The organism is Flavobacterium sp. (genome assembly GCF_031381455.1).
Taxonomy (GTDB): Bacteria; Bacteroidota; Bacteroidia; order Flavobacteriales; family Flavobacteriaceae; genus Flavobacterium.
On record NZ_JANMXZ010000014.1, the window covers coordinates 66,755 to 86,919 of the forward strand.

A 20,165-nucleotide genomic window follows, 5' to 3' on the forward strand; every position below is an offset into this window, starting at 1 on the left:
TTTTCATATTGTATAAAGTGGTTTCAATTATAGTTTTGAAACATGTTTAGTTAACTTAGATTTCAAGTTAGCTGCTTTGTTATCATGAATGATATTTTTCTTAGCTAATTTGTCTATCATAGAAACAACAGCAGATAATTTTGCAGAAGCATCTGACTTATCTGTAGCTAATCTTAATGCTTTTATAGCATTACGAGTAGTTTTGTGTTGGTATCTGTTTAATACTCTTTTCTTTTCGTTACTTCTAATTCTCTTTAAAGCTGACTTGTGATTTGCCATTTTCTTGTAATTTAATTGTAATTAATATAAATACTAGTTAAAAAAGAAAAACCTCCCACAATTAAAAATAATCACTTTGGTTTTAACTAATAAAACAAAATTTCGAGACACTGAACTTTTGTTTTATAAAACTAATTTACAACTAATTTGTAGCCCGTAGGGGAATCGAACCCCTCTTACCAGGATGAAAACCTGGCGTCCTAACCGATAGACGAACGGGCCATCTTTCTCAATGCGGATGCAAAAATACAACTATTTTTTATTTTCGCAATAGTGATGATGAAAAAAAACTATATTTTTTTAATAGGCCTTTGCAAACAGCACTCTACCAGTAGATTTAGCTCCGGAAAAAATACATTTTCCTTCTTCTTCTACTCTATTTAATGGTATACAACGGATAGTTGCCTTAGTTAAATCCTTGATTTTTTCTTCCGTTTCCTCAGTTCCATCCCAATGTGCAGAGACAAAACCAGTCTTGTTTTCCAAAACATCTTTGAATTCCTCAAACGAATTTACTTCTGTTACATGGGTATTTCTATATTCTAAAGCGCGATTAAATAAATCACTTTGGATTTGTTCTAATAAATCAGAAATATAGGTTACAATTCCTTCTTTTGGTTTCAGTTCTTTAGATAACGTATCTCTTCTCGCAATTTCAAAGGTTCCATTTTCTAAATCTTTTGGTCCAACAGCAATTCGAACCGGAACACCTTTTAATTCCCATTCAGCAAATTTAAATCCAGGTTTCTGTGTAGTTCTGTTATCAAACTTCACTGAAATGTTTAGCTTTTTAAATTGAGCAACTAATTCATTGGCTACAGCTGAAATAGCTTCAAACTCTTCATCTGTTTTAAAAATCGGAACAATCACGACTTGAATTGGAGCCAAATTTGGTGGTAAAACCAAACCATTATCATCAGAATGTGTCATTACCAATGCTCCCATCAAACGAGTAGAAACTCCCCATGATGTTCCCCAAACATACTCTTGTTTTCCTTCAGCGTTGGCAAATTTCACATCAAAGGCCTTAGCAAAATTTTGTCCAAGAAAATGTGAGGTTCCGGCTTGCAACGCTTTTCCATCTTGCATCAAAGCTTCAATACAATACGTTTCTTCTGCGCCGGCAAAACGTTCTGTTTCGGTTTTCAATCCTTTGATTACAGGAATAGCCATAAAGTTTTCGGCAAATTCTGCATAGACATGCATCATTTTTTTAGATTCTTCAATAGCTTCTGCCTCAGTGGCATGTGCGGTGTGACCTTCTTGCCATAAAAACTCAGCAGTTCTAAGAAATAATCGGGTTCGCATTTCCCAACGCACCACATTAGCCCATTGATTAATAAGCAATGGTAAATCTCTGTATGATTGCACCCAATTTTTATAGGTAGACCAAATAATTGCCTCACTAGTTGGACGAACAATAAGCTCTTCTTCCAATTTAGCATTTGGGTCAACCATTAATTTTCCCGGTTTATCAGGATCGTTTTTTAATCTGTAATGAGTAACGATAGCGCATTCTTTAGCAAATCCTTCTGCATTCTTCTCCTCAGCTTCAAACATACTTTTGGGCACAAAAAGAGGGAAATAGGCATTACTATGTCCAGTTTCTTTAAACATTCTGTCTAATTCTGCTTGCATTTTTTCCCAAATAGCATAGCCATATGGTTTGATAACCATACAACCTCGAACACCAGAGTTTTCGGCCAAATCTGCCTTGACAACTAGCTCGTTATACCACTTTGAATAATCTTCTGCTCTTTTTGTTAAGTCCTTGCTCATATTGAATACTTTGGCATAAAAATTGTTTAACTAATTTTAACTAAATAGTTCGGCAAAACTAACTATTTTTGTATAGTCCAACAATAAAAATGCTATAGATATGAAAACTAATTATTTTTCCGGTAAAAGATTATCCATTTATTCACTATTTGGATTAATCGCAGTTGTAGTTTCCTCTTGTGGTTCTTATCAAAATAGTTCTTACTATGATGGTGATGGTGTGTACGGAAACTCTCAAAACAAAGGAGAAGTTTCAAATAAAGACAATTCTCAAAGCAATAAATATCAAGAATACTTTAGCGATTTAAATAAAGATTCTCAAGCATTTACAAATGTTGACAGTTACAGCACTGTAAATAATGACACTCTTAACAAGACAGAAAACTACAATTCAAATAATTCGAGTTGGGGTAATAATCCACAAAGCGTAACCGTAAATGTTTATGACAGCAACTGGGGTTATGGTTATTGGAATAATTACTGGTACGGAAGTTATTGGGGATTAAATAGCTGGTATGGTCCTAGTTGGGGTTGGGGATGGAACAGTTGGTATGGCCCAAGTTGGAGCATAGGTTGGAGTAATTGGTATGGCCCAAGCTATTATGGCTATTATGGAGGTTATTACAATAATTGGTATGGAAATAATTATCATAACAATTATTATTATAATGGTGGACGAAGAGGTTCTGCTTATTCATATTCTTCAAATGGAAACAGAAATGGTGTTAGAAATGGTACAAGAAGTTCAAATTTCACTAACAGAAACAACTCTTATTCAACATCCGGAAATAGAAATACTAATTATACTAACACTCGAGCTTCTTCAGCCGAACAATCTGTTAGAAACAATAGTTATAATCCAACAAGAACTAATACTTATACACAACCAACAAGAAGTAACAGCAGTGAATCTGCTCCAGTGCGTTCCTATAATCCAAGTTCTACTAGATCACCCTCTTCATATGGTGGAGGAAGTTATGGAGGCGGAAATAGTGGTGGAGGAAGATCTTCATCTGGTGGAGGAAGAAGATAAAAAAATTAAAAAGGATAAATATCTATGTTATTGAACAAATTGCATAGATATTTTTTTGACTAAAAATAAATTATTATGAAAAAATACATTACTATTATCATTGTCGGGATGACTTTTTCAGTATTAAAGGCTCAAGAAACTACACCAGAAGATGCTCTTCGTTATGCAGTTGAAAACGTAACTGGTTCTGCAAGATATAGAGGGATGGGCGGTGCTTTTGGAGCAGTAGGCGGTGACTTATCTGCTTTAAATCAGAATCCAGCAGGTTCGTTATTCTTCAATAACAATTATGCAACTGTAACAGCAAGCATTAACAACAGTAAAAACAGTTCATTATATAATGGTACAAGAACAAAAGATAATGATAGTTCATTAGACTTAAATCAGGCAGGCGTAGTTTTTATATTTAATGATAAAAGCGGTAAAACCGATTGGAAAAAAATTGCGGTAGCTTTCAATTATGAAAATACAAACAACTTTAACAATAGTATTTTTTCTGCTGGAACTAATCAGTATAACTCTATTGGGAATTATTTTGTAAATCAGGCAAATGCGAATGGAGGAATCCCATTGGAACTTTTGACAACACAAACAGGTGAGACATTTTATGAGTTATATGATTATTTAGGAACATTACCTGATTCGAGCTATCCTAATGTAAGTGGTTTTCAGGCACAGCAGGCATTTTTAGGGTATACAACCTATTTATTTGATTCTAATTCGCCAAACAGTTACAGCAGTAATGTGCCAGCGGCTAATTATTCTCAGCAAAATTATTACACTTCTACAGGATATAATGGCAAGATTATCGGAAACTTTGCTACACAATACAAAGATATTTTGTTTTTAGGAGTGAATATTAATGCCCATTTTACAGATTATATGAGAACGACATCTTTACGAGAGCAAAATGACGGCCAAGCTGCCAACGGAGTGTCTTATATTCGTTTTGATAACCAACTTCACACTTATGGTTCAGGTTTTTCATTTAATCTTGGTGCCATAGTTAAAATAGTTCCGCAATTCCGAGTAGGTTTAGCTTATGAATCTCCAACATGGTACCGATTAACAGATGAGTTAGCACAATATGTTGAATCTGATTACAGCAGTAATTCTGTTTCAAGTACCTATGTTGCTGATCCTGACATTATCAATGTTTATGCACCGTACAAAATACAAACACCTTCAAAATGGACAGGAAGCATGGTGTATCTTTTTGGCAAAAAAGGAATAGTGAGCGTAGATGTTTCTACGAAAGATTATAGCACTACCCGATTCAAACCTAAAAATGAATACCCATACGCTGACCTAAATCAATACCTGAATAACAATTTAGACAATGCTGTTGAAGTCAGAGTTGGTGGCGAATACAAAATCAAAAAGGTTTCTTTAAGAGGCGGTTATCATTTTGATCAAAGTCCGTATAAAGTTGATCAGACTTTTGGAGATCTGACTGGTTACTCAGCTGGTGTAGGTTATAGTTTTGGTGAAAACAAAATAGACTTAGCTTATTCTTATGAACACAGAAATATGAATCAGGCATTAATTTCTTCTGCTATGCCTGACCCAGCAAGAATAAGCAGATACAATAACAACATCGTTATTAGTTACTCAATTAACTTTTAATTTTTATAAAATAAAATCAATAAGCCACTTCTTTCGAGGTGGTTTTTTATTTTAACAATTTAATTCGAAATAAAAAGCGTAATTTTGCACGCCTTCTAAATAATCGGAATTAAGTCTATGAGAACTAAGTCATTAAAGAAAAACAAAATCAACGTTATCACACTTGGGTGCTCCAAAAACACATACGACAGTGAGGTTTTAATGGGACAATTAAAAGCCAGCGGAAAAGATGTGGTCCACGAACAAGAAGGTAATATTGTAGTAATCAATACTTGTGGCTTTATTAATAATGCCAAAGAAGAATCGATTAATACTATTCTGGAGTATGTTGATAAAAAAGAAAATGGCATCGTAGACAAGGTTTTCGTTACCGGATGTTTATCGGAAAGATATCGTCCCGACTTAGAAAAGGAAATCCCAAATGTGGATCAATATTTTGGCACAACCGATTTACCACTATTGTTAAAAGCGCTCGGCGCTGATTATAAACACGAATTATTAGGAGAACGTTTAACCACGACTCCAAAAAATTATGCCTATCTTAAAATTGCCGAAGGTTGTGACAGACCATGCAGTTTTTGCGCGATTCCGATTATGCGTGGCAAACACGTTTCGCAATCTATTGAGAAGTTGGTAAAAGAAGCCGAAGGTTTAGCTAAAAACGGTGTAAAAGAATTAATTCTTATCGCTCAAGATTTGACGTATTATGGTTTGGATTTATACAAAAAAAGAAATCTTGCAGAGTTGTTAGAAAACTTAGTAAAAGTAGAAGGCATCGAATGGATTCGTATGCATTATGCTTTTCCAACAGGATTCCCTATGGATGTTTTGGATTTGATGAAACGCGAACCAAAAATCTGCAATTATATTGATATTCCGTTGCAGCATATTTCAGATAACATTTTGAAATCGATGCGCCGCGGAACCACAAAAGAAAAAACGACCAAATTATTAAAAGAATTCCGCGAAGCCGTTCCGGGAATGACCATCAGAACGACTTTGATTGTTGGTTATCCGGGAGAAACTCAGGAAGATTTTGAAATCCTACGCGACTGGGTTCAGGAAATGAAGTTTGAAAGATTAGGTTGTTTTACCTATTCTCACGAAGAAAATACCCATGCTTATTTACTGGAAGACGATGTTCCTGAAGAAGTAAAACAAGCGCGTGCTGCTGAAATCATGGATTTACAATCGCAAATTTCATGGGATTTAAATCAGGAAAAAGTGGGTCAGACTTTCAAATGCATCATCGACAGAAAAGAAGGTCAATATTTCATAGGAAGAACTGAATTTGACAGTCCGGATGTAGATAACGAAGTGTTAATTGACGCCTCAAAATTCTATGTAAAAACGGGTGATTTTGTCAATGTAAAAATTATCGATGCTACCGAATTCGACCTTTATGGCGAACCAGCTTAATAGCTAAAACTAATTCCGGCTACAACAAAATTTTTACCAAAGGTTTCCGTGTTTTGTGTTGCTCCGTTGTGAACATAATTCAAAGACAAAGGCATTGTTATTCCTTTTCTTAAATCAATTTCTTTGGTGGCTTTGATTCCCAAATTACAAAACGAAACCTTGTCATAATCGGCATAACTGTAATAGCCAGCTTTGTTATTCAAAACCGCGCCAATAACTGAATCCAATTCTATTCCCTGCAACCCTTTAATAGATGATTTTTCAAACAGCGTAAACGTATAGCCCAATTCAAGATAGGTTGTAAAGTTTTGCTTTTCATTTTCTCCATTGCTGTCAAACCGGAAATCATTTCCAGCAACGAGCGTACTTATCGTAGCATTAAACGGATATTTGTATCCTTCCGAAAAATCAAAATACAACATGGCATCAACTGTTTTTACGCCATCTTTTCCATAATTAAAGAAACCGTTATCAATACCTTCAATTTTTTCTACAGATGGCCAATAATAATCCCAAACTTGAAATTGCAAAAAGTCATTGAGCTGGTAAGTAGCATAAAAATCAATTTCCTGATAACCTTTATAAGACGTTACTCCATCTGGATAAAAATAATCGCTTTTGAAATTTGTTGTTGCCCAAAAGCCCAAGGTCAATTTTGAACTAACCTCATATTCTATTGTTGGTTGCACCGCAACATAGTTTCCACCCCAACATTGTCCACGCCAAAGATAACGACTTACAAAATCAACAGTTAACGATAGCTTTTTCTCTTTTTCTACGCTGAGTGTATCCGTTTTTGATTCATTTTCTTGAGAAAGAATTGAAGTTGAAATAACGATAAGATGAAGAAACAGCAGCTTAAATTTCATTATTATTTTCTTTGTCTAAATACTTATTTATCATTTCAAATAAATTCTCTCTGCTCAATGGTTTTGTCAAATATCCGTTAAATCCTGCTTCTTCAATTTTTATCTTATCTTCAGAAGACGAATACGCTGTTTGCGCTATTATGGGGAGATTCGGACGTATAGGTCTGATTTGTTCCATAGCTTCAAAACCGGTCATAATTGGCATTTTAATATCCATTAGAACCAAATCGATGTTTGGATTGTTTAGACAGATATCAACAGCTTCTTGACCATTTATTGCTCTTATAATTTTGTAATTTTTGTTCTGCATCATCTTTTGAAACAACAAGAAATTGATATTGTCATCCTCGGCAATCAAAATGGTTTCTCCTTCTGATTTTTGTATTTCAACATTATTAATTTGTTTTACTGTAATATGATCCACTATTGAATACTTCAACGGAATTGAAAAATAAAATGTAGAACCTTCACCAACTTTTGATTCTAACGTAATGGTTCCGCCAAGTAAATCCACGTAAGCTTTTGAAATAGCTAATCCCAATCCTAAACCACCAACTTTAATCGAAATATCGCTATCAACACGCTTGAACCTATCGAAGATATTTTTGTGATTATCTTCATCAATACCTAATCCGGTATCTTTTACGGTGAAATTGATTAGCTCATTTTTTTCATCTATTTCAAACCCAAAAGTAACTGAACCTCGTTCAGTAAATTTGAGTGCATTGGTCAACAAATTAATGATAACCTGTTTCAGTTTAATATCATCGGTTATTATATTGAACTTCGTTGGCGCTTTGGGTTGGATTAACTTAAAATCAATGTCTTTATTCTTAATGGTAATTTTAACGGTTTCATAAAGTTCACTAATGCAGGAATCCAAATTGACTACGGTTAAATTCGGCGTAAGCTGATTCGAATCAATTTTTGACATTTCAATTAAATCATCAATAATCCCAACCAAATTTTTCCCGCTCTTTTCAATTACATTCAAATATTCCAACTTTTCGCTTTCGCTAATATCAGTGTTAAGAAGCAATTCGGTAAAACCATTAATGGCGTTCATCGGAGTTCGTATCTCATGCGACAAATTGGCCAAAAAGGAAGATTTTAATCGGTCGCCTTCTTCAGCTTTTATCTTTGCTTTGACTAGCTCAATTTTTTGATTGCTGTTCTCCTCGAACAAATTCCCGATGTAACTAAACTCGCCTGTGGTTTTTTTCAATTCTTTAATAGCCTTTCTGTTTCCTGATTCTAAAGCTCTCCGAACCAAATCCAAAGGATAATAGACCAATTTCCGGGTATAAATCAAATTGACTACAAGATTTATGATAAAGAATAAAATAATTATATACAAGATATTAATGGCATTTTCAAAATACACCTCAAAATTTCTTTTAAATAATAACTTCCCAACAAATTGATTATTTGAATCTTTCAAAATATACAAAGAAGATATTTTATGTTTTGGGGTTGGCAAAGCCACATCCGTGTCTGTAAACATTATGGAGGAACTTGTCAATTTCTCCAAATTCTGAATGTATTTTATATCCATTAAACGAACAACAAAAAAGTAACCGGAAGTTGGTGTCTTCTTTTTTAACGGATCATTAGACGGATGAATGGCAGCTCCAGTAACTTCAGCAATTCCTTCGGAAATTTTGAGGTAGAATTTATTTACCCCAACTTTTTTGAGCAATTCCATTTCCCTTTTCGGAATAAAATCTACCGCCATAATCTTAGAAGTTGGGGTTCTGATAATAAAATTCATGTTGGCATCATACACGCCCAAATAATCTGCTTCATAAATTTCTAACTCAGTACCTATGGTTTCGTTATACCAATTTGCATCAGGTTTTGCTATAAATTTTACAAATTCATCCCAGTTTGTGTCGTTGTTAATCGCAACAAGTATAGGCTTAGAATTTATCTCAAGCAACTTTGCAACCTCGTTGTTGAACTGTTCGACCGTAGTGGTATAGACTTGTTTTTCGGCCTTTTTAGTGTAATAGAATAAGGCAAAATATAATAGAATAAAAAATATACTTGAAGAAAATATTAACCAAAGTATTTTTGGAAATGTTTTTTTAACTGTCATAATTTTTTTGGAAAATTAACTTTTGTTTAGCGTTTAAAAATATGCTAAAAAAACAGTAATAATAAGTTGCTACGCAAAAACAATTAACAAGTTATCAAGAATTTATGAAAAAGATTAAATAACTAATAAACCGAATTCTCTCAGAGTATTTAACGGTTTGGAATACCAAAACAATTCAAAATCTTCACCCGAGCTATAGCGAACGGACGAAGTAAACTGGTTTTCAAAACCGGTTTTGAGTTGTGAAAAAGTAGTCGCTTTCTCATTGGCAACAGAAAGCAATTCCAAAGTATTTATAAACCATTCCGCTTTGTCTTTTTCTAATGAAATTTCAACCGTTTCTCTTTTGTCGTGAAAAGTCAATTGCATCATTTCCCAAGAGTTTCCTTTTTTAGATTTCGTAAAAGTCTCCGATAGTGGCTTTCCTCCTATCCAAATGATTTTTGCTGAAGGTTTTGTTGCAAAATGGTCTTCTCTTTCCAAACAGGAAACAATATAATCGGAAGGAATTGTTGTAGTCGGAATTTTGAAATCAAACCAATCTTGAAGTTCATAATCAAAACAAATTCCGTGCATAAAATTGAACAGTGATTTCTTTAATCCAAAGCTAAATTTATCGTGATTGATTCCGGTTTTGTCTTTAAACTGAATATCATTGTTGGCAAAAGTTATAGAATTTATTTCCGGAATTACACCAAATTCTTCTGGGAACATTCCAACCGGACTGTGTGCTGTCATGGCAAACTGATGCCAAAAACCCGATTGCAATATTCCCAACTCAAACATTTGGCGCACCATTTCCAAACTATCCACCGTTTCCTGAACTGTTTGTGTTGGGTAACCATACATCAGATACCCATGCACCATGATTCCGGCTTCAGTGAAATTCCTCGTCACTTGTGCTACTTGTTCAACAGTCACTCCTTTTTGAATGAGTTCCAATAATCTATCGGAAGCCACTTCTAATCCACCCGAAACAGCGATGCAACCCGAAGCTTTAAGCAGCAAACACAAATTGCCCGTGAAGCTTTTCTCAAAACGAATATTAGTCCACCAAGAAACGGTCAGTTTCCTGCGAAGGATCTCCAAAGCTACTTCACGCATCAATGCCGGCGGTGCTGCTTCATCCACAAAATGAAATCCTGTTTCTCCCGTTTGTGCAATGATTTCTTCCATTCTGTCGACCAAAGTTTTGGCGGCTATGGGTTCGTAGAGTTTTATATAATCCAAAGAAATATCACAGAACGTACATTTCCCCCAATAGCAGCCATGTGCCATCGTCAGTTTATTCCAACGACCATCGCTCCACAAACTGTGCATCGGATTAGCGATTTCGATAACCGAAATATAATCTTCTAAAAGTAAATCAGAATAATCCGGAGTGCCAACTTCGCTTTGTTTATAATCGGGTTGGGTGGAATTGTTTTTATAAACGACTTCGCCGTTTTCTAGAAGGAATGTTCTTTTAAGAGGCACTTCGACCCTTCGACTAGGCTCAGGGCTGGCTTGCTCAGTATGACAAACTGTGTTGTGAAGCAATTCTACAGGCAATTCCCCATCATCTAATGTGATAAAATCAAAGAATTCAAAAACGCGTTTGTCTTTTAAATCACGAAGTTCTGTATTTGGAAAACCACCGCCCATGGCTGTTTTTATTTCTGGAAACTGTTTTTTGATGAATTGGGCACAACGAAAAGCACTGTATAAATTTCCTGGAAACGGAACCGAAATCAATACCAACTTGGGTTGCACTTGTTTCAGCCTTTCTTCCAAAATTTGCAGCGCAATGGTATCAATATAAGTTAGTTCATTTTGAAGATGACTGTATAGTTCTTCAAACGAATTGGCGCTTCTACCCAATCGCTCAGCATAACGGCTAAAGCCAAAGTTCTCATCAACCGCTTCTTTGATAAAATCGGATAAATCTTCAAGATACAATGTGGCCAGATGTTTGGCTTTGTCCTGCATTCCCATGGAACCAAACGCCCATCCCGAAGTTTCGGGATCATCGTCTAACTGCTCAAAGCGGGAAGCTTCGGGAAGAAAGTTTCCAGCACAAATTTGGCGCGCCAGGGTTTGATTTTTCCCTTGAAGAAATGCAATGACTGCGTCGATAGTGTTGATGTAGTCTTGGCGTAAGGAGTAGATTCGCTCTAAGTTTGGGTCTTGGGTATTTGAATTTGGTTTTTTTTTGGAATTTGGAATTTGGGTTTTGGAATTTAAGTTTTGGGTTGCATTTTCAAAAATGGCTGTTAAACCTTCTTTTGAAAACAATTCTAAAATCACTTCGATACCCAAATCCATTTGAAACGCGCCAATGTTTTTGGTATTCAAAAACCCTTTTAAATAGGCCGTTGCCGGATAAGGCGTGTTGAGCTGTGTAAACGGTGGAGTGATTAAAAGAAGGTCTTTCATTATGGTTTATTGATAGACAAAATTACATTATAAATTTAAAGCAATAAAGATAAAGTAATGGAATTTAAAAACAGGAATGTACTTAAATTAGCTTCTAAGATAACACATGAAGTATATTTAACAGTCTAGCTTTTAGATATTTTAAAAATTTTTTGCAATAAATTTGCGAAACCGAATAGTTGCGCATATATTTGCAACCGATTGGTTTCTTAAATAAAAACGAAGCACTATGAGAAGAGATATTTTTCAGGCAATATCCGACCCAACAAGACGCGGTATTATCACCTTAATTGCAATGCAGGCAATGACACCAAATGCGATTGCCGAAAATTTCAATACGACTCGACAAGCTGTTTCCAAACACCTTCGCATACTCACAGAATGTGAACTGGTAAAACAGGAACAACAAGGCAGGGAAATTTTCTACTCACTTGAAATCGAAAAAATGAAAGAGATTGATAAATGGTTAAACCAATTCAGGGAAATTTGGGAAACCCGTTTCAATCAACTTGACAAAGTATTATCAACCATTAAAAAATAGAAAAAATGAACAACAATATGCTATTTGATTTTACCGTTGACAAAACAACAAAAACGGTACTCATAACCCGAGAATTTGCAGCCGACCTTTCGCTGGTATGGGATGCTTTTACAAAACAGGAAATTCTTGACCAATGGTGGGCACCAAAACCCTATACATCTAAAACAAAAGTTATGAATTTTGAAGTTGGTGGACGAAGATTTTATGCTATGGTAAGTCCTGAAGGACAAGAGCGTTGGTCAATTCAGAAATATACTTCTATTAGTCCAAAAACCAATTTTAAATTGTCAAGTGCTTTTGCAGATGCGTATGAAAACCCTGAATTACCTGGATCTGAATGGGATTTGAATTTCAGTGAACAAAACGCCTGCCTGCCGGACAGGCAGGGAACCACAAAAGTCAGTATCAGTATTTATAATGAATCGCTTGAACGCTTGGAGAAAATGATTGAAATGGGCTTCAAAGAAGGATTTACTATGACATTGAATAGCTTGGAAGAATTATTAGGAACAATATAGCACCGCAAACAGAAAGAAAAATTGCTGTTGGAAACTATACTAAAGTTATCTATTCTCTTCCTTTTTTCTGGTAGCAATAAAATCGATTAGTTTTTTACCATACAAGGATTTAGAAACTTTTGGTGTCATCGATTTTTGAATGGTATCCATAAACTTTAAATTGATGTCGTAAATCTCAGCCAAAGTCACATAAGGTGCTACTTCATAATCAGCGTGGTTTACAGCAAAATTGGTGGTGTAAAGATATTTTCTTTTTAAAACTCCCTTTTGTTGTTCTTCTATTTTATTGACTTCTTCTATCTTTTTGGCTTTTATCGCCTTGAATTTCTTTTCTATCAAATCTAAATCCTGATCGACAAATCTTGATACCACTTTTTTGTATTCGTCATAAAGTTCCTGATTTTTAGAACCTGTGATTTTAACATCGGCCGTAAAAAAGTCTAATGAAGTTTCTATATTCATCTTCCCTTTCTCAGCAAAGAATGGAATATTATTGTCTAACGAATTGGTTACGCCACGGTCTAAAAACAAATACAGCATTTCAGGCGATTGCAAATCAAACTCGCTGGTGAAATGAGAATCACCGCTAATTTTTATGGTATCAATGGCAACTAGCGTTGTGTCTTTTACTCTTTGAATGTATAAGGTGCCATTTTTTAATCCTTTAATATTTCCGGTTAACACAAAGTTTTTGGATGATTTTTTTTCGGAACAGCCAACTAAAAGTAAGATTGAAAAAAGGGCAAGAATTGATTTACGCATTGTTTAATTTTTTTTGGCAATAATACTAAAAAAATCCTCAATCTGATGAACAAATTGAGGATTTGAAATTGCTTCTCTATACTTTCAAAATCAAAGCTTTTGAAAACCCGAAGGGATAAGGAAATTTATCCTTTTAACCAATATTTATTTAATGCCTTTTTGGATTCGTCTGTAAATTTATATCCTTCCACTTCGTCGAAATCTAATTTTACCTTTCCGTTTATGGTTTGCTCTACACCGTTTCTTTTAATTTTAACGCTGATAGCATCATCTGTATTCCAACTTTGACTAACCATTATCAGGTCGTAAATATTGTCAAGATTATACGTTTTGTCGTTAAATGCTATTATATAATCACCTCCTTTTAACCCCAACGTAGTCATAAAACTATTCAATTGTCCTCCCGGAATCACCATAATTTCTTTTGTAGAGGGATTTACCGTTATGAATGGAATTTTTTGATCTTTCAAAAATGGATTTGCCTGTATCTGAACTTTAGCTTTGGTAACGCCTACTTTAGCAAAATACACATCATACGGAATTGGTGTTGTTCCGGCAACGTAGGTATTTAAAAATTCTCCTACTTCAGGATATGTCAATTTGGTTATTTTACCGAAAAGTTCTTCATCATCAAAAGATTTATTTACACCATACAGATTAGACAAATCTTTCATTAGACTTAAAATTCCTTTTTGACCATCACTTTTTTCACGAATAATAATATCAATGCACATCCCAATTAAAGCTCCTTTTTCGTATACATTTAAGTATTGATCTTTATAGGGCGCAACCAAAACATTAGCACTCATTTCTGTAAACGGCATCGTATCGTTTAAAGTGGCAGCATTATTCATTTTACCAACCATTCTTTGGTAAAAATCGTCAGCATCAATTAAGCCTTGATTTACCTGAAATAAATTAGCAAAATATTCGGTTACACCTTCATACATCCATAAGTGTTTAGACATCTTTGGATTGCTATAATCAAACTCATGAATCTCTTTAGAATGAATAGCCAACGGCGTTACTGTGTGGAAAAATTCGTGTGATACAACATCTTTTAATTGTTCTCCCAATGCTTCTACATCCATTGCTTCCGGGAAAACTACAGTAGTTGAAGTGTGATGTTCCAACGCTCCGTAACCTTTAGCATCATTTTTTTCAGAATCCGATAAGTACAATAAAACCGTATATCTTTTGTTGTTATTTATAGAACCTAAAAAAGCTTTTTGAGCGCGCATTGTTTTCTCTAAATCAGGCAATAATTCCTTTGCTGAATGTATTCCATTTGGAGAATAAACGCTAAAAACAATCTCCATTCCGTCAACATTGAACGTTTCATAATCGGCTTTAGAATACATAATTGGATTATCTGTCAAATCAAAATAACGACTTGCCATAAAGGTATCTACGGTATCACTTTTATTGGAGTCTATTAAAGAAGTAGCACCTGAAAGTTCCTTTGGATGAAGAATTGTAAGTTTATAAGGAATTTCGGTTAGTTGTTTTTTGTCTTCAAAATAACCCACAAAACCATGATTATTGACCATGAAGTTTTTACCTTCTAAAATATTTGTTCCTGATGGCGAAAATATATCATCCTTCATGAAACCTTTCCCTACTTCTGTATCGTAAGTGTCATTTACATAATAAGTCACTTTTGATAACGATTTAGCATTGGAAATTTTCCATGAATTATCATCTGTTTTCGTAGTTGTTAATTGCTTTCCTTTAGCATCAAATGCTTTGAAATCATCAATTAGTTTTCCATAATTATCTGTAGAATACGTTCCCGGAACTGTCTTTGGAATGTGGAAAATAATTTCGTTTGCGCTGAACTTTGGTGGTGTAATGGTTACACCAACCTTATCGTCTTTTATTTTGTTTAAATCAATGACGGCATGTACCTGATTTAAATTTACATTTGTTTTTATTTGTTCTTTGACTGGTAATTTTTTTACCCTTGATTTCATTTGTGCAGTTGCAGTATAACCTGAAATGGCTAAAGCAAAAATGGCACTTACAATTAGTTTGTTCATTACTAAAAATTTATTTTTAAAATAAGTCCTCAAAAGTAATTATTAGTTACAAGCCTTTTTATTTTTTTTAGATATGATTAACTAAATTGTGCCAGCATCTTTTTTGAAATCAATAAAAAACTCTTGCTGAGCAAGAGTTAGGATTTTTAGTCAAATTTATTTTTGATGTAGTATTTGCTGTCTAAATCATCAAAGTCATCAATGATTGGCTTAGGTTTTGGCTTACTTCCTGTAGCTTTCTTTTTCCAAAGCTCAAATTTGTCTTTGGATAATCGTTTGCGCATCAATTCGGTAACTTCATTTTCTGTAAGTCCAAATTCTTCTTTAATTACTTCAAAAGGCTTTCGTTCCTCTTGAGCCATGCTGACAACTCGTTCTAATTCTTCATTGTCAAGTTCAACTAGTCTACTTTTTTTCATTTCTGTAAAAGCATTTAATAATAGGAATGTTCGTGGTTAATTCGTAATTCAATATTAGTGAAAAAAATAATTAGTTTGCAAACATCACTATCTTTTTTTTAAAATCTTAAGAATTTGGAGAACGTCTTTTTTGAAAAGGTATGGCTAACAAATTCGACAGCTTGTTATTTTCTTCCGGTTTCATGTGTGTGTCAACTCCGTATACTATATTCTCTCTGTCTAATGTTTTGAACGTTCCAAACAGTCTGTCCCAAACGGAGAAAATATTCCCGTAATTACTATCCGTATATGGCAAAACGTAATGATGGTGGACTTTATGCATATCAGGAGAAACGATAAAATAGCTTAAAATCCTATCAAGTTTTTTGGGTAAAGTAATATTGGCATGATTAAATTGTGTTGCAACAACAGACAACGTTTGGTATAAAAAAACCATCCACATTGGGCAACCCACAATCAAAACACCAAGCGTCGTAAAAATAAACCGCAACACACTTTCTCCGGGATGATGTCGGTTTGCTGAAGTAGTATCAATCCAAGTATCAGTGTGATGTATCAAATGAAAACGCCACAAAAACTTGACTTTATGCTCAATCAAATGAATTAAATAAGCGCCAATCAAATCCAAAAGCAACAAGCCAACAATGGTATAAATCCAGATGTTAAATTCGGGTAACCAATTTAAAAGTCCGAAATTATTTTCAGTTGCCCAATCAGCCGCTTTCAGTAAAATAAATGCTAGGCAAAAGTTAACAATAATTGTTGTAACCGTGAAAAAGATGTTGATTCCTGCATGATGCCATTTCTTATATTCAAATTTGATAAACGGAACTGCGCTTTCAATTAACCAAAAGATGGCAATTCCACCAGCCAAAATCAAAGCTCTGTGCGAAGATGGAATCGTAGAAAAGTAATTTATAATCTCGTTCATTGGTATACTATTTAGCTCAAATATAATAAAACTACTTATCTGATAATCCGGAAAGTGAGATTTATTCTTGGCCCAATTTCCTTAGCCGTTTTCGGAATCTGATGTTTCCAGAAATGCTGTGTTGTACCTTTCATAATCAATAAACTTCCATGTTCCAAATTGATTTTCAGTTTTTGCTCTTTAATGGTATTGTGCTGCAAGTGAAAAAATCTTTCGGCACCAAAACTCACTGAAGCAATAACCGGATTTCTTCCTAATTCCTTTTCATTATCGGCATGCCAACCATTGCTGTCTTTTCCATCTCGATAGTAATTGAGTAAAACTGTAGTGAAATTTTCATTACAAATTTCCTCAATTTCATTTTTAATAAATAGCACTAACTGATTCCACGCATTGGGTTGCATCACAATATTGGAATAACTATATGGTTTTCCTTCGTTACCGAAGAGCGATGTTAATCTTGGTTGCGGATGTGTTTTTCCAAAAACTGTAATGTTGTCTTGCTGCCACGGAATTTCGTTTTTTAGTTTTTCAAAAAGTTCATTTGCCCTATTGCTATCAAAGAAATTGGGGTAATAGGCAATGTCTGCATCGGGCAAGGGAAAATGTAAAGGTTCTTTAGAAAAAAGTAAATTCATACATCAAAAATAGAAAAAAATTGGGAGATGGAAGTGGGAAGATCGAAGTTTAGGAGCACAACGACCGCTGTTCTAAGGAAATACTTTCCCGCTTTCCGCAGTACACGGTACTTGCTCCAATCGGGGCTAATGACAACGTTTTCATGTTTTTAGAATTTATAAATCTCATCCCTATTCCAACAAAAAAACGATGGAACAAGTCCATCGTTTTAATTAAGAAGAGAGTCTACAAGACTGTTTATTAACGCTCGTCACTACTCAGGGTTATGTTCTTTATGCAATAAGTTTTTATAAATAAAACCGGCAACTAGTGCGCCGGCAATTGGAGCTACCCAAAACAACCAAACCTGAGTCAATGGTGTTCCTCCTGTAAAAAGGGCTTGCGACAAAGAACGAGCCGGATTTACAGAGGTATTTGTAATCGGAATACTGATTAAGTGAATTAATGTCAGCGCTAAACCAATAGCAATTCCGGCAAATTTTGTATGTGAAAATTTGTTTGTTGCCCCAAGAATTACAAGCAGAAAGAACATTGTTAAAACGAATTCTGCAGCAAAGCATGAAATCATAGAATAACCATCAGGAGAAAAAGCATCATAACCGTTAGAAGCAAAAGCACCTTTTTGGGTATTGTCAATTACATTGCCTGTTTTTCCGGACCAAATAAAGAAAAGTGTTCCTGCTGCGGCTATCGCACCAGCACATTGAGAAACAATGTAGGGTAACAATTCTTTTGCTGAAAATCGTCCTCCAGCCCAAAGTCCAACAGAAACTGCCGGATTGAAATGCCCACCTGAAATGTGACCTACAGCATACGCCATTGTCAAAACTGTTAATCCAAATGCTAAAGCAACACCGGCAAATCCAATTCCCAGATTAGGAATTCCGGCTGCAAATAAAGCACTTCCACAACCGCCAAAGACAAGCCAATAAGTGCCAAAAAATTCTGCGAATAGTTTTTTCATACGTTTAGTTTTAAGTCGTGAATAATCACGATTGGTTAATAAACTAAAATTATAAAGGAAATTACTTGTTATAAAATGAGTTAAGGCAAACTTATTAACAAGGTTCTGAACTAATTACATAAGATTATTACACAGAGATGCACAGAGAAAAAGGAGCTTCACAGAGTAGATTTAATTACGCTATATTGGCAAGCCGAAGTAAGCAAGTAAAAATATAAGTTAGATTTTTTTTAAAATCTCCGTGAATCTCTGAGCTCCTCTGTGTATCTCTGTGAAACGATTAATCAATTACCCACCAATGGCAATCATACTTCTGTTCTGAGAAAACAGTTCCGGATTTTGGAATTTCAAATCGTCGTCCATTCCGGCACGCACTGCTTTTTTGGAAAGCAAGTTTTGTTCAATCAACGGAATAATAGATTCGCCGGCGCGAAAAGTTTCTAATAATGACGTTTCCGAATTGGAAAACAAACAGTTTTTTAGTTTTCCGTCAGCGGTCAATCGAATGCGATTGCAAGTGCTACAAAACGGATTGGTAACCGAACTAATAATAGCAAAGCTTCCCAGATGAGAATTAATTTTGAAGTTTTTAGCGGTGTCATTTGGAGCATCTTCCAAACGTTCGATTTCGGAAATTGAATATTTTGACTGAATGGTTTCCATAATTTCAGCATAAGAAACCAATTTCGACTTGTCCCATTGGTTGCCACTAAACGGCATGAATTCTATAAAACGAATCTGGATATTTTTGTTTTTTGTTGCTAAAATAAAATCGAGTATTTCATTGTCATTAAATGACTTAATTAAAACTACATTAAGCTTGACGTTAAATTTTTCTTGCAGCAACAAATCAATATTTTTCTGAACAACATCAAAATATTCGCGTCTGGTAATTTGGTTAAACTTGTCTTTTACCAAACTGTCAATACTGATATTTACGGTTTTTATTCCGGCTTTTTTGAATGTCTCAATAAAGTTGGAAACCAAAATTCCGTTGGTTGTAATGGATAAATTAACTCCAAGTTTTCCTAATCGCAGCATAACATCCTTCGCGTCTTTCCGAACCAAAGGCTCACCACCGGTCAGTCTGATTTTAGTCACGCCAAGATTCACAAAGGTTTGCGCAATAGAAACAATTTCATCAGCAGACATCAAATGTGACTTTGGCGTAAGCGAAATTCCGTCTTCAGGCATGCAATAGGTGCATCTCAAATTACAATGTTCTGTAATCGAAATGCGCAAATAGTCGTGTTTTCGACCGAAAGTGTCCTGCAAAAGACTATTATTTTCCATGATCAAAACCATTCAATAATTGAAATAAATGCAATACGGAAGGAAAAACGGCATCAATCGATTCCGCAGCACCATTGGTTGAACCAGGCAAAGCCATTAGCAACGTTTCCCCTTTAAACCCAACAACACTTCTGGACAACATGGCAAATGGAGTTCGTTCTTGTCCGTAAGAACGAATAGCTTCTTCGATTCCTGGAATTCTTCTATCGATCAAAGGCAAAATTGCTTCCGGAGTGACATCTCTTTTGGACAAACCCGTTCCACCAGTCAGAATTATCAAATCTATTTTCTTGTTACAAAGCTTATTTACACTATTTTGAATATCTCTTATTTCATCAGGAAGAATGTCGTAGTTAGAAATCGTAAGCCCTAATTTCTCGAGCTTTTCGGTAATTATCTCCCCTGCGCTATCTTTCTTCTTTCCAGCCGAAACACTATCGGAACAAACCAAAACAGCAACATTTAAACTCGGATTTTGCTTGGTTGCATATTCTGATTTACCTCCTTTTTTATGGAGTAATTTTACGATTGAAATTTCGAC

The 20,165-nt window shown here is 34.8% G+C and carries 18 protein-coding genes and 1 tRNA gene; 5 read left to right on the forward strand and 14 right to left on the reverse strand.

Features of this window, described 5'->3' with window-relative positions; all coding sequences use genetic code 11:
• Positions 1-27: 27 nt before the first annotated feature.
• From rpsT to proS, 3 genes are all read right to left on the reverse strand, one after another.
• Positions 28-279 carry a 30S ribosomal protein S20 gene (gene rpsT, locus RMN97_RS04720; protein ID WP_236400231.1) on the reverse strand — a complete coding sequence of 84 codons (252 nt, stop codon included), beginning with the start codon at positions 277-279 and terminating at the stop codon, positions 28-30.
• Positions 280-429: 150 nt separating this feature from the next.
• Positions 430-501 (reverse strand) — tRNA-Glu (locus RMN97_RS04725).
• Between the two features lie 78 nt (positions 502-579).
• Positions 580-2,058, reverse strand: coding sequence for a proline--tRNA ligase (proS, locus tag RMN97_RS04730; protein WP_309613376.1), 1,479 nt, complete (start codon positions 2,056-2,058; stop codon positions 580-582).
• A 100-nt stretch (positions 2,059-2,158) separates the two neighbouring features.
• Here proS and RMN97_RS04735 point away from each other — a divergent pair, with 100 nt between their 5' ends.
• From RMN97_RS04735 to rimO, 3 genes are all read left to right on the forward strand, one after another.
• Positions 2,159-3,091 carry a hypothetical protein gene (locus RMN97_RS04735; RefSeq protein WP_309613377.1) on the forward strand — a complete coding sequence of 311 codons (933 nt, stop codon included), beginning with the start codon at positions 2,159-2,161 and terminating at the stop codon, positions 3,089-3,091.
• A 75-nt stretch (positions 3,092-3,166) separates the two neighbouring features.
• Entirely contained in the window at positions 3,167-4,717 is a 1,551-nt protein-coding gene (locus RMN97_RS04740) for an outer membrane protein transport protein (RefSeq protein WP_309613378.1), read from the forward strand.
• Positions 4,718-4,834: 117 nt separating this feature from the next.
• Positions 4,835-6,136, forward strand: a complete 1,302-nt coding sequence (gene rimO, locus RMN97_RS04745) for a 30S ribosomal protein S12 methylthiotransferase RimO (protein ID WP_309613379.1) — start codon at positions 4,835-4,837, stop codon at positions 6,134-6,136.
• On the opposite strand, the gene RMN97_RS04750 is transcribed toward rimO, so the two are convergent.
• From RMN97_RS04750 to RMN97_RS04760, 3 genes are all read right to left on the reverse strand, one after another.
• Positions 6,133-7,005 (reverse strand): hypothetical protein, encoded by an 873-nt coding sequence (locus tag RMN97_RS04750; protein ID WP_309613380.1) that lies wholly within the window; start codon positions 7,003-7,005, stop codon positions 6,133-6,135. The genes rimO and RMN97_RS04750 overlap by 4 nt on opposite strands.
• Complete coding sequence (locus tag RMN97_RS04755; protein WP_309613381.1) at positions 6,995-9,103, reverse strand: ATP-binding protein; 2,109 nt, start codon at positions 9,101-9,103, stop codon at positions 6,995-6,997. Before RMN97_RS04755 ends, RMN97_RS04750 begins: the two co-directional genes overlap by 11 nt.
• Before the next feature lie 114 nt (positions 9,104-9,217).
• On the reverse strand, positions 9,218-11,518 hold the full coding sequence (locus RMN97_RS04760) for a B12-binding domain-containing radical SAM protein (protein ID WP_309613382.1): 2,301 nt from the start codon (positions 11,516-11,518) through the stop codon (positions 9,218-9,220).
• Between the two features lie 229 nt (positions 11,519-11,747).
• On the opposite strand from RMN97_RS04760, the gene RMN97_RS04765 reads away from it, so the two are divergent.
• Entirely contained in the window at positions 11,748-12,059 is a 312-nt protein-coding gene (locus tag RMN97_RS04765; RefSeq protein WP_309613383.1) for a metalloregulator ArsR/SmtB family transcription factor, read from the forward strand.
• A 5-nt stretch (positions 12,060-12,064) separates the two neighbouring features.
• On the forward strand, positions 12,065-12,577 hold the full coding sequence (locus RMN97_RS04770; protein WP_309613384.1) for an SRPBCC domain-containing protein: 513 nt from the start codon (positions 12,065-12,067) through the stop codon (positions 12,575-12,577).
• Positions 12,578-12,622: 45 nt separating this feature from the next.
• On the opposite strand, the gene RMN97_RS04775 is transcribed toward RMN97_RS04770, so the two are convergent.
• The 8 genes from RMN97_RS04775 to RMN97_RS04810 form a co-directional block, all read right to left on the reverse strand.
• Positions 12,623-13,339 carry a DUF4369 domain-containing protein gene (locus tag RMN97_RS04775; RefSeq protein ID WP_309613385.1) on the reverse strand — a complete coding sequence of 239 codons (717 nt, stop codon included), beginning with the start codon at positions 13,337-13,339 and terminating at the stop codon, positions 12,623-12,625.
• A gap of 125 nt (positions 13,340-13,464) precedes the next feature.
• Complete coding sequence (locus RMN97_RS04780; RefSeq protein ID WP_409024876.1) at positions 13,465-15,312, reverse strand: peptidase M61; 1,848 nt, start codon at positions 15,310-15,312, stop codon at positions 13,465-13,467.
• 212 nt (positions 15,313-15,524) lie between these two features.
• Positions 15,525-15,797 carry a TIGR03643 family protein gene (locus tag RMN97_RS04785; RefSeq protein ID WP_309613387.1) on the reverse strand — a complete coding sequence of 91 codons (273 nt, stop codon included), beginning with the start codon at positions 15,795-15,797 and terminating at the stop codon, positions 15,525-15,527.
• 106 nt (positions 15,798-15,903) lie between these two features.
• Complete coding sequence (locus RMN97_RS04790) at positions 15,904-16,728, reverse strand: sterol desaturase family protein (protein ID WP_309613388.1); 825 nt, start codon at positions 16,726-16,728, stop codon at positions 15,904-15,906.
• A 35-nt stretch (positions 16,729-16,763) separates the two neighbouring features.
• The gene (locus RMN97_RS04795; RefSeq protein WP_309613389.1) at positions 16,764-17,366 is read right to left on the reverse strand and encodes an alpha-ketoglutarate-dependent dioxygenase AlkB; all 603 of its coding nucleotides are present in this window, start codon (positions 17,364-17,366) and stop codon (positions 16,764-16,766) included.
• Positions 17,367-17,620: 254 nt separating this feature from the next.
• On the reverse strand, positions 17,621-18,331 hold the full coding sequence (aqpZ, locus tag RMN97_RS04800) for an aquaporin Z (RefSeq protein ID WP_309613390.1): 711 nt from the start codon (positions 18,329-18,331) through the stop codon (positions 17,621-17,623).
• 288 nt (positions 18,332-18,619) lie between these two features.
• A complete protein-coding gene (gene moaA, locus RMN97_RS04805; protein WP_309613393.1) occupies positions 18,620-19,627 on the reverse strand; it encodes a GTP 3',8-cyclase MoaA in 1,008 nt (335 codons plus the stop codon).
• A partial coding sequence (locus RMN97_RS04810; protein WP_309613391.1) for a molybdenum cofactor synthesis domain-containing protein occupies positions 19,614-20,165 on the reverse strand: 552 nt, incomplete at its 5' end. The genes moaA and RMN97_RS04810, both read right to left, overlap by 14 nt.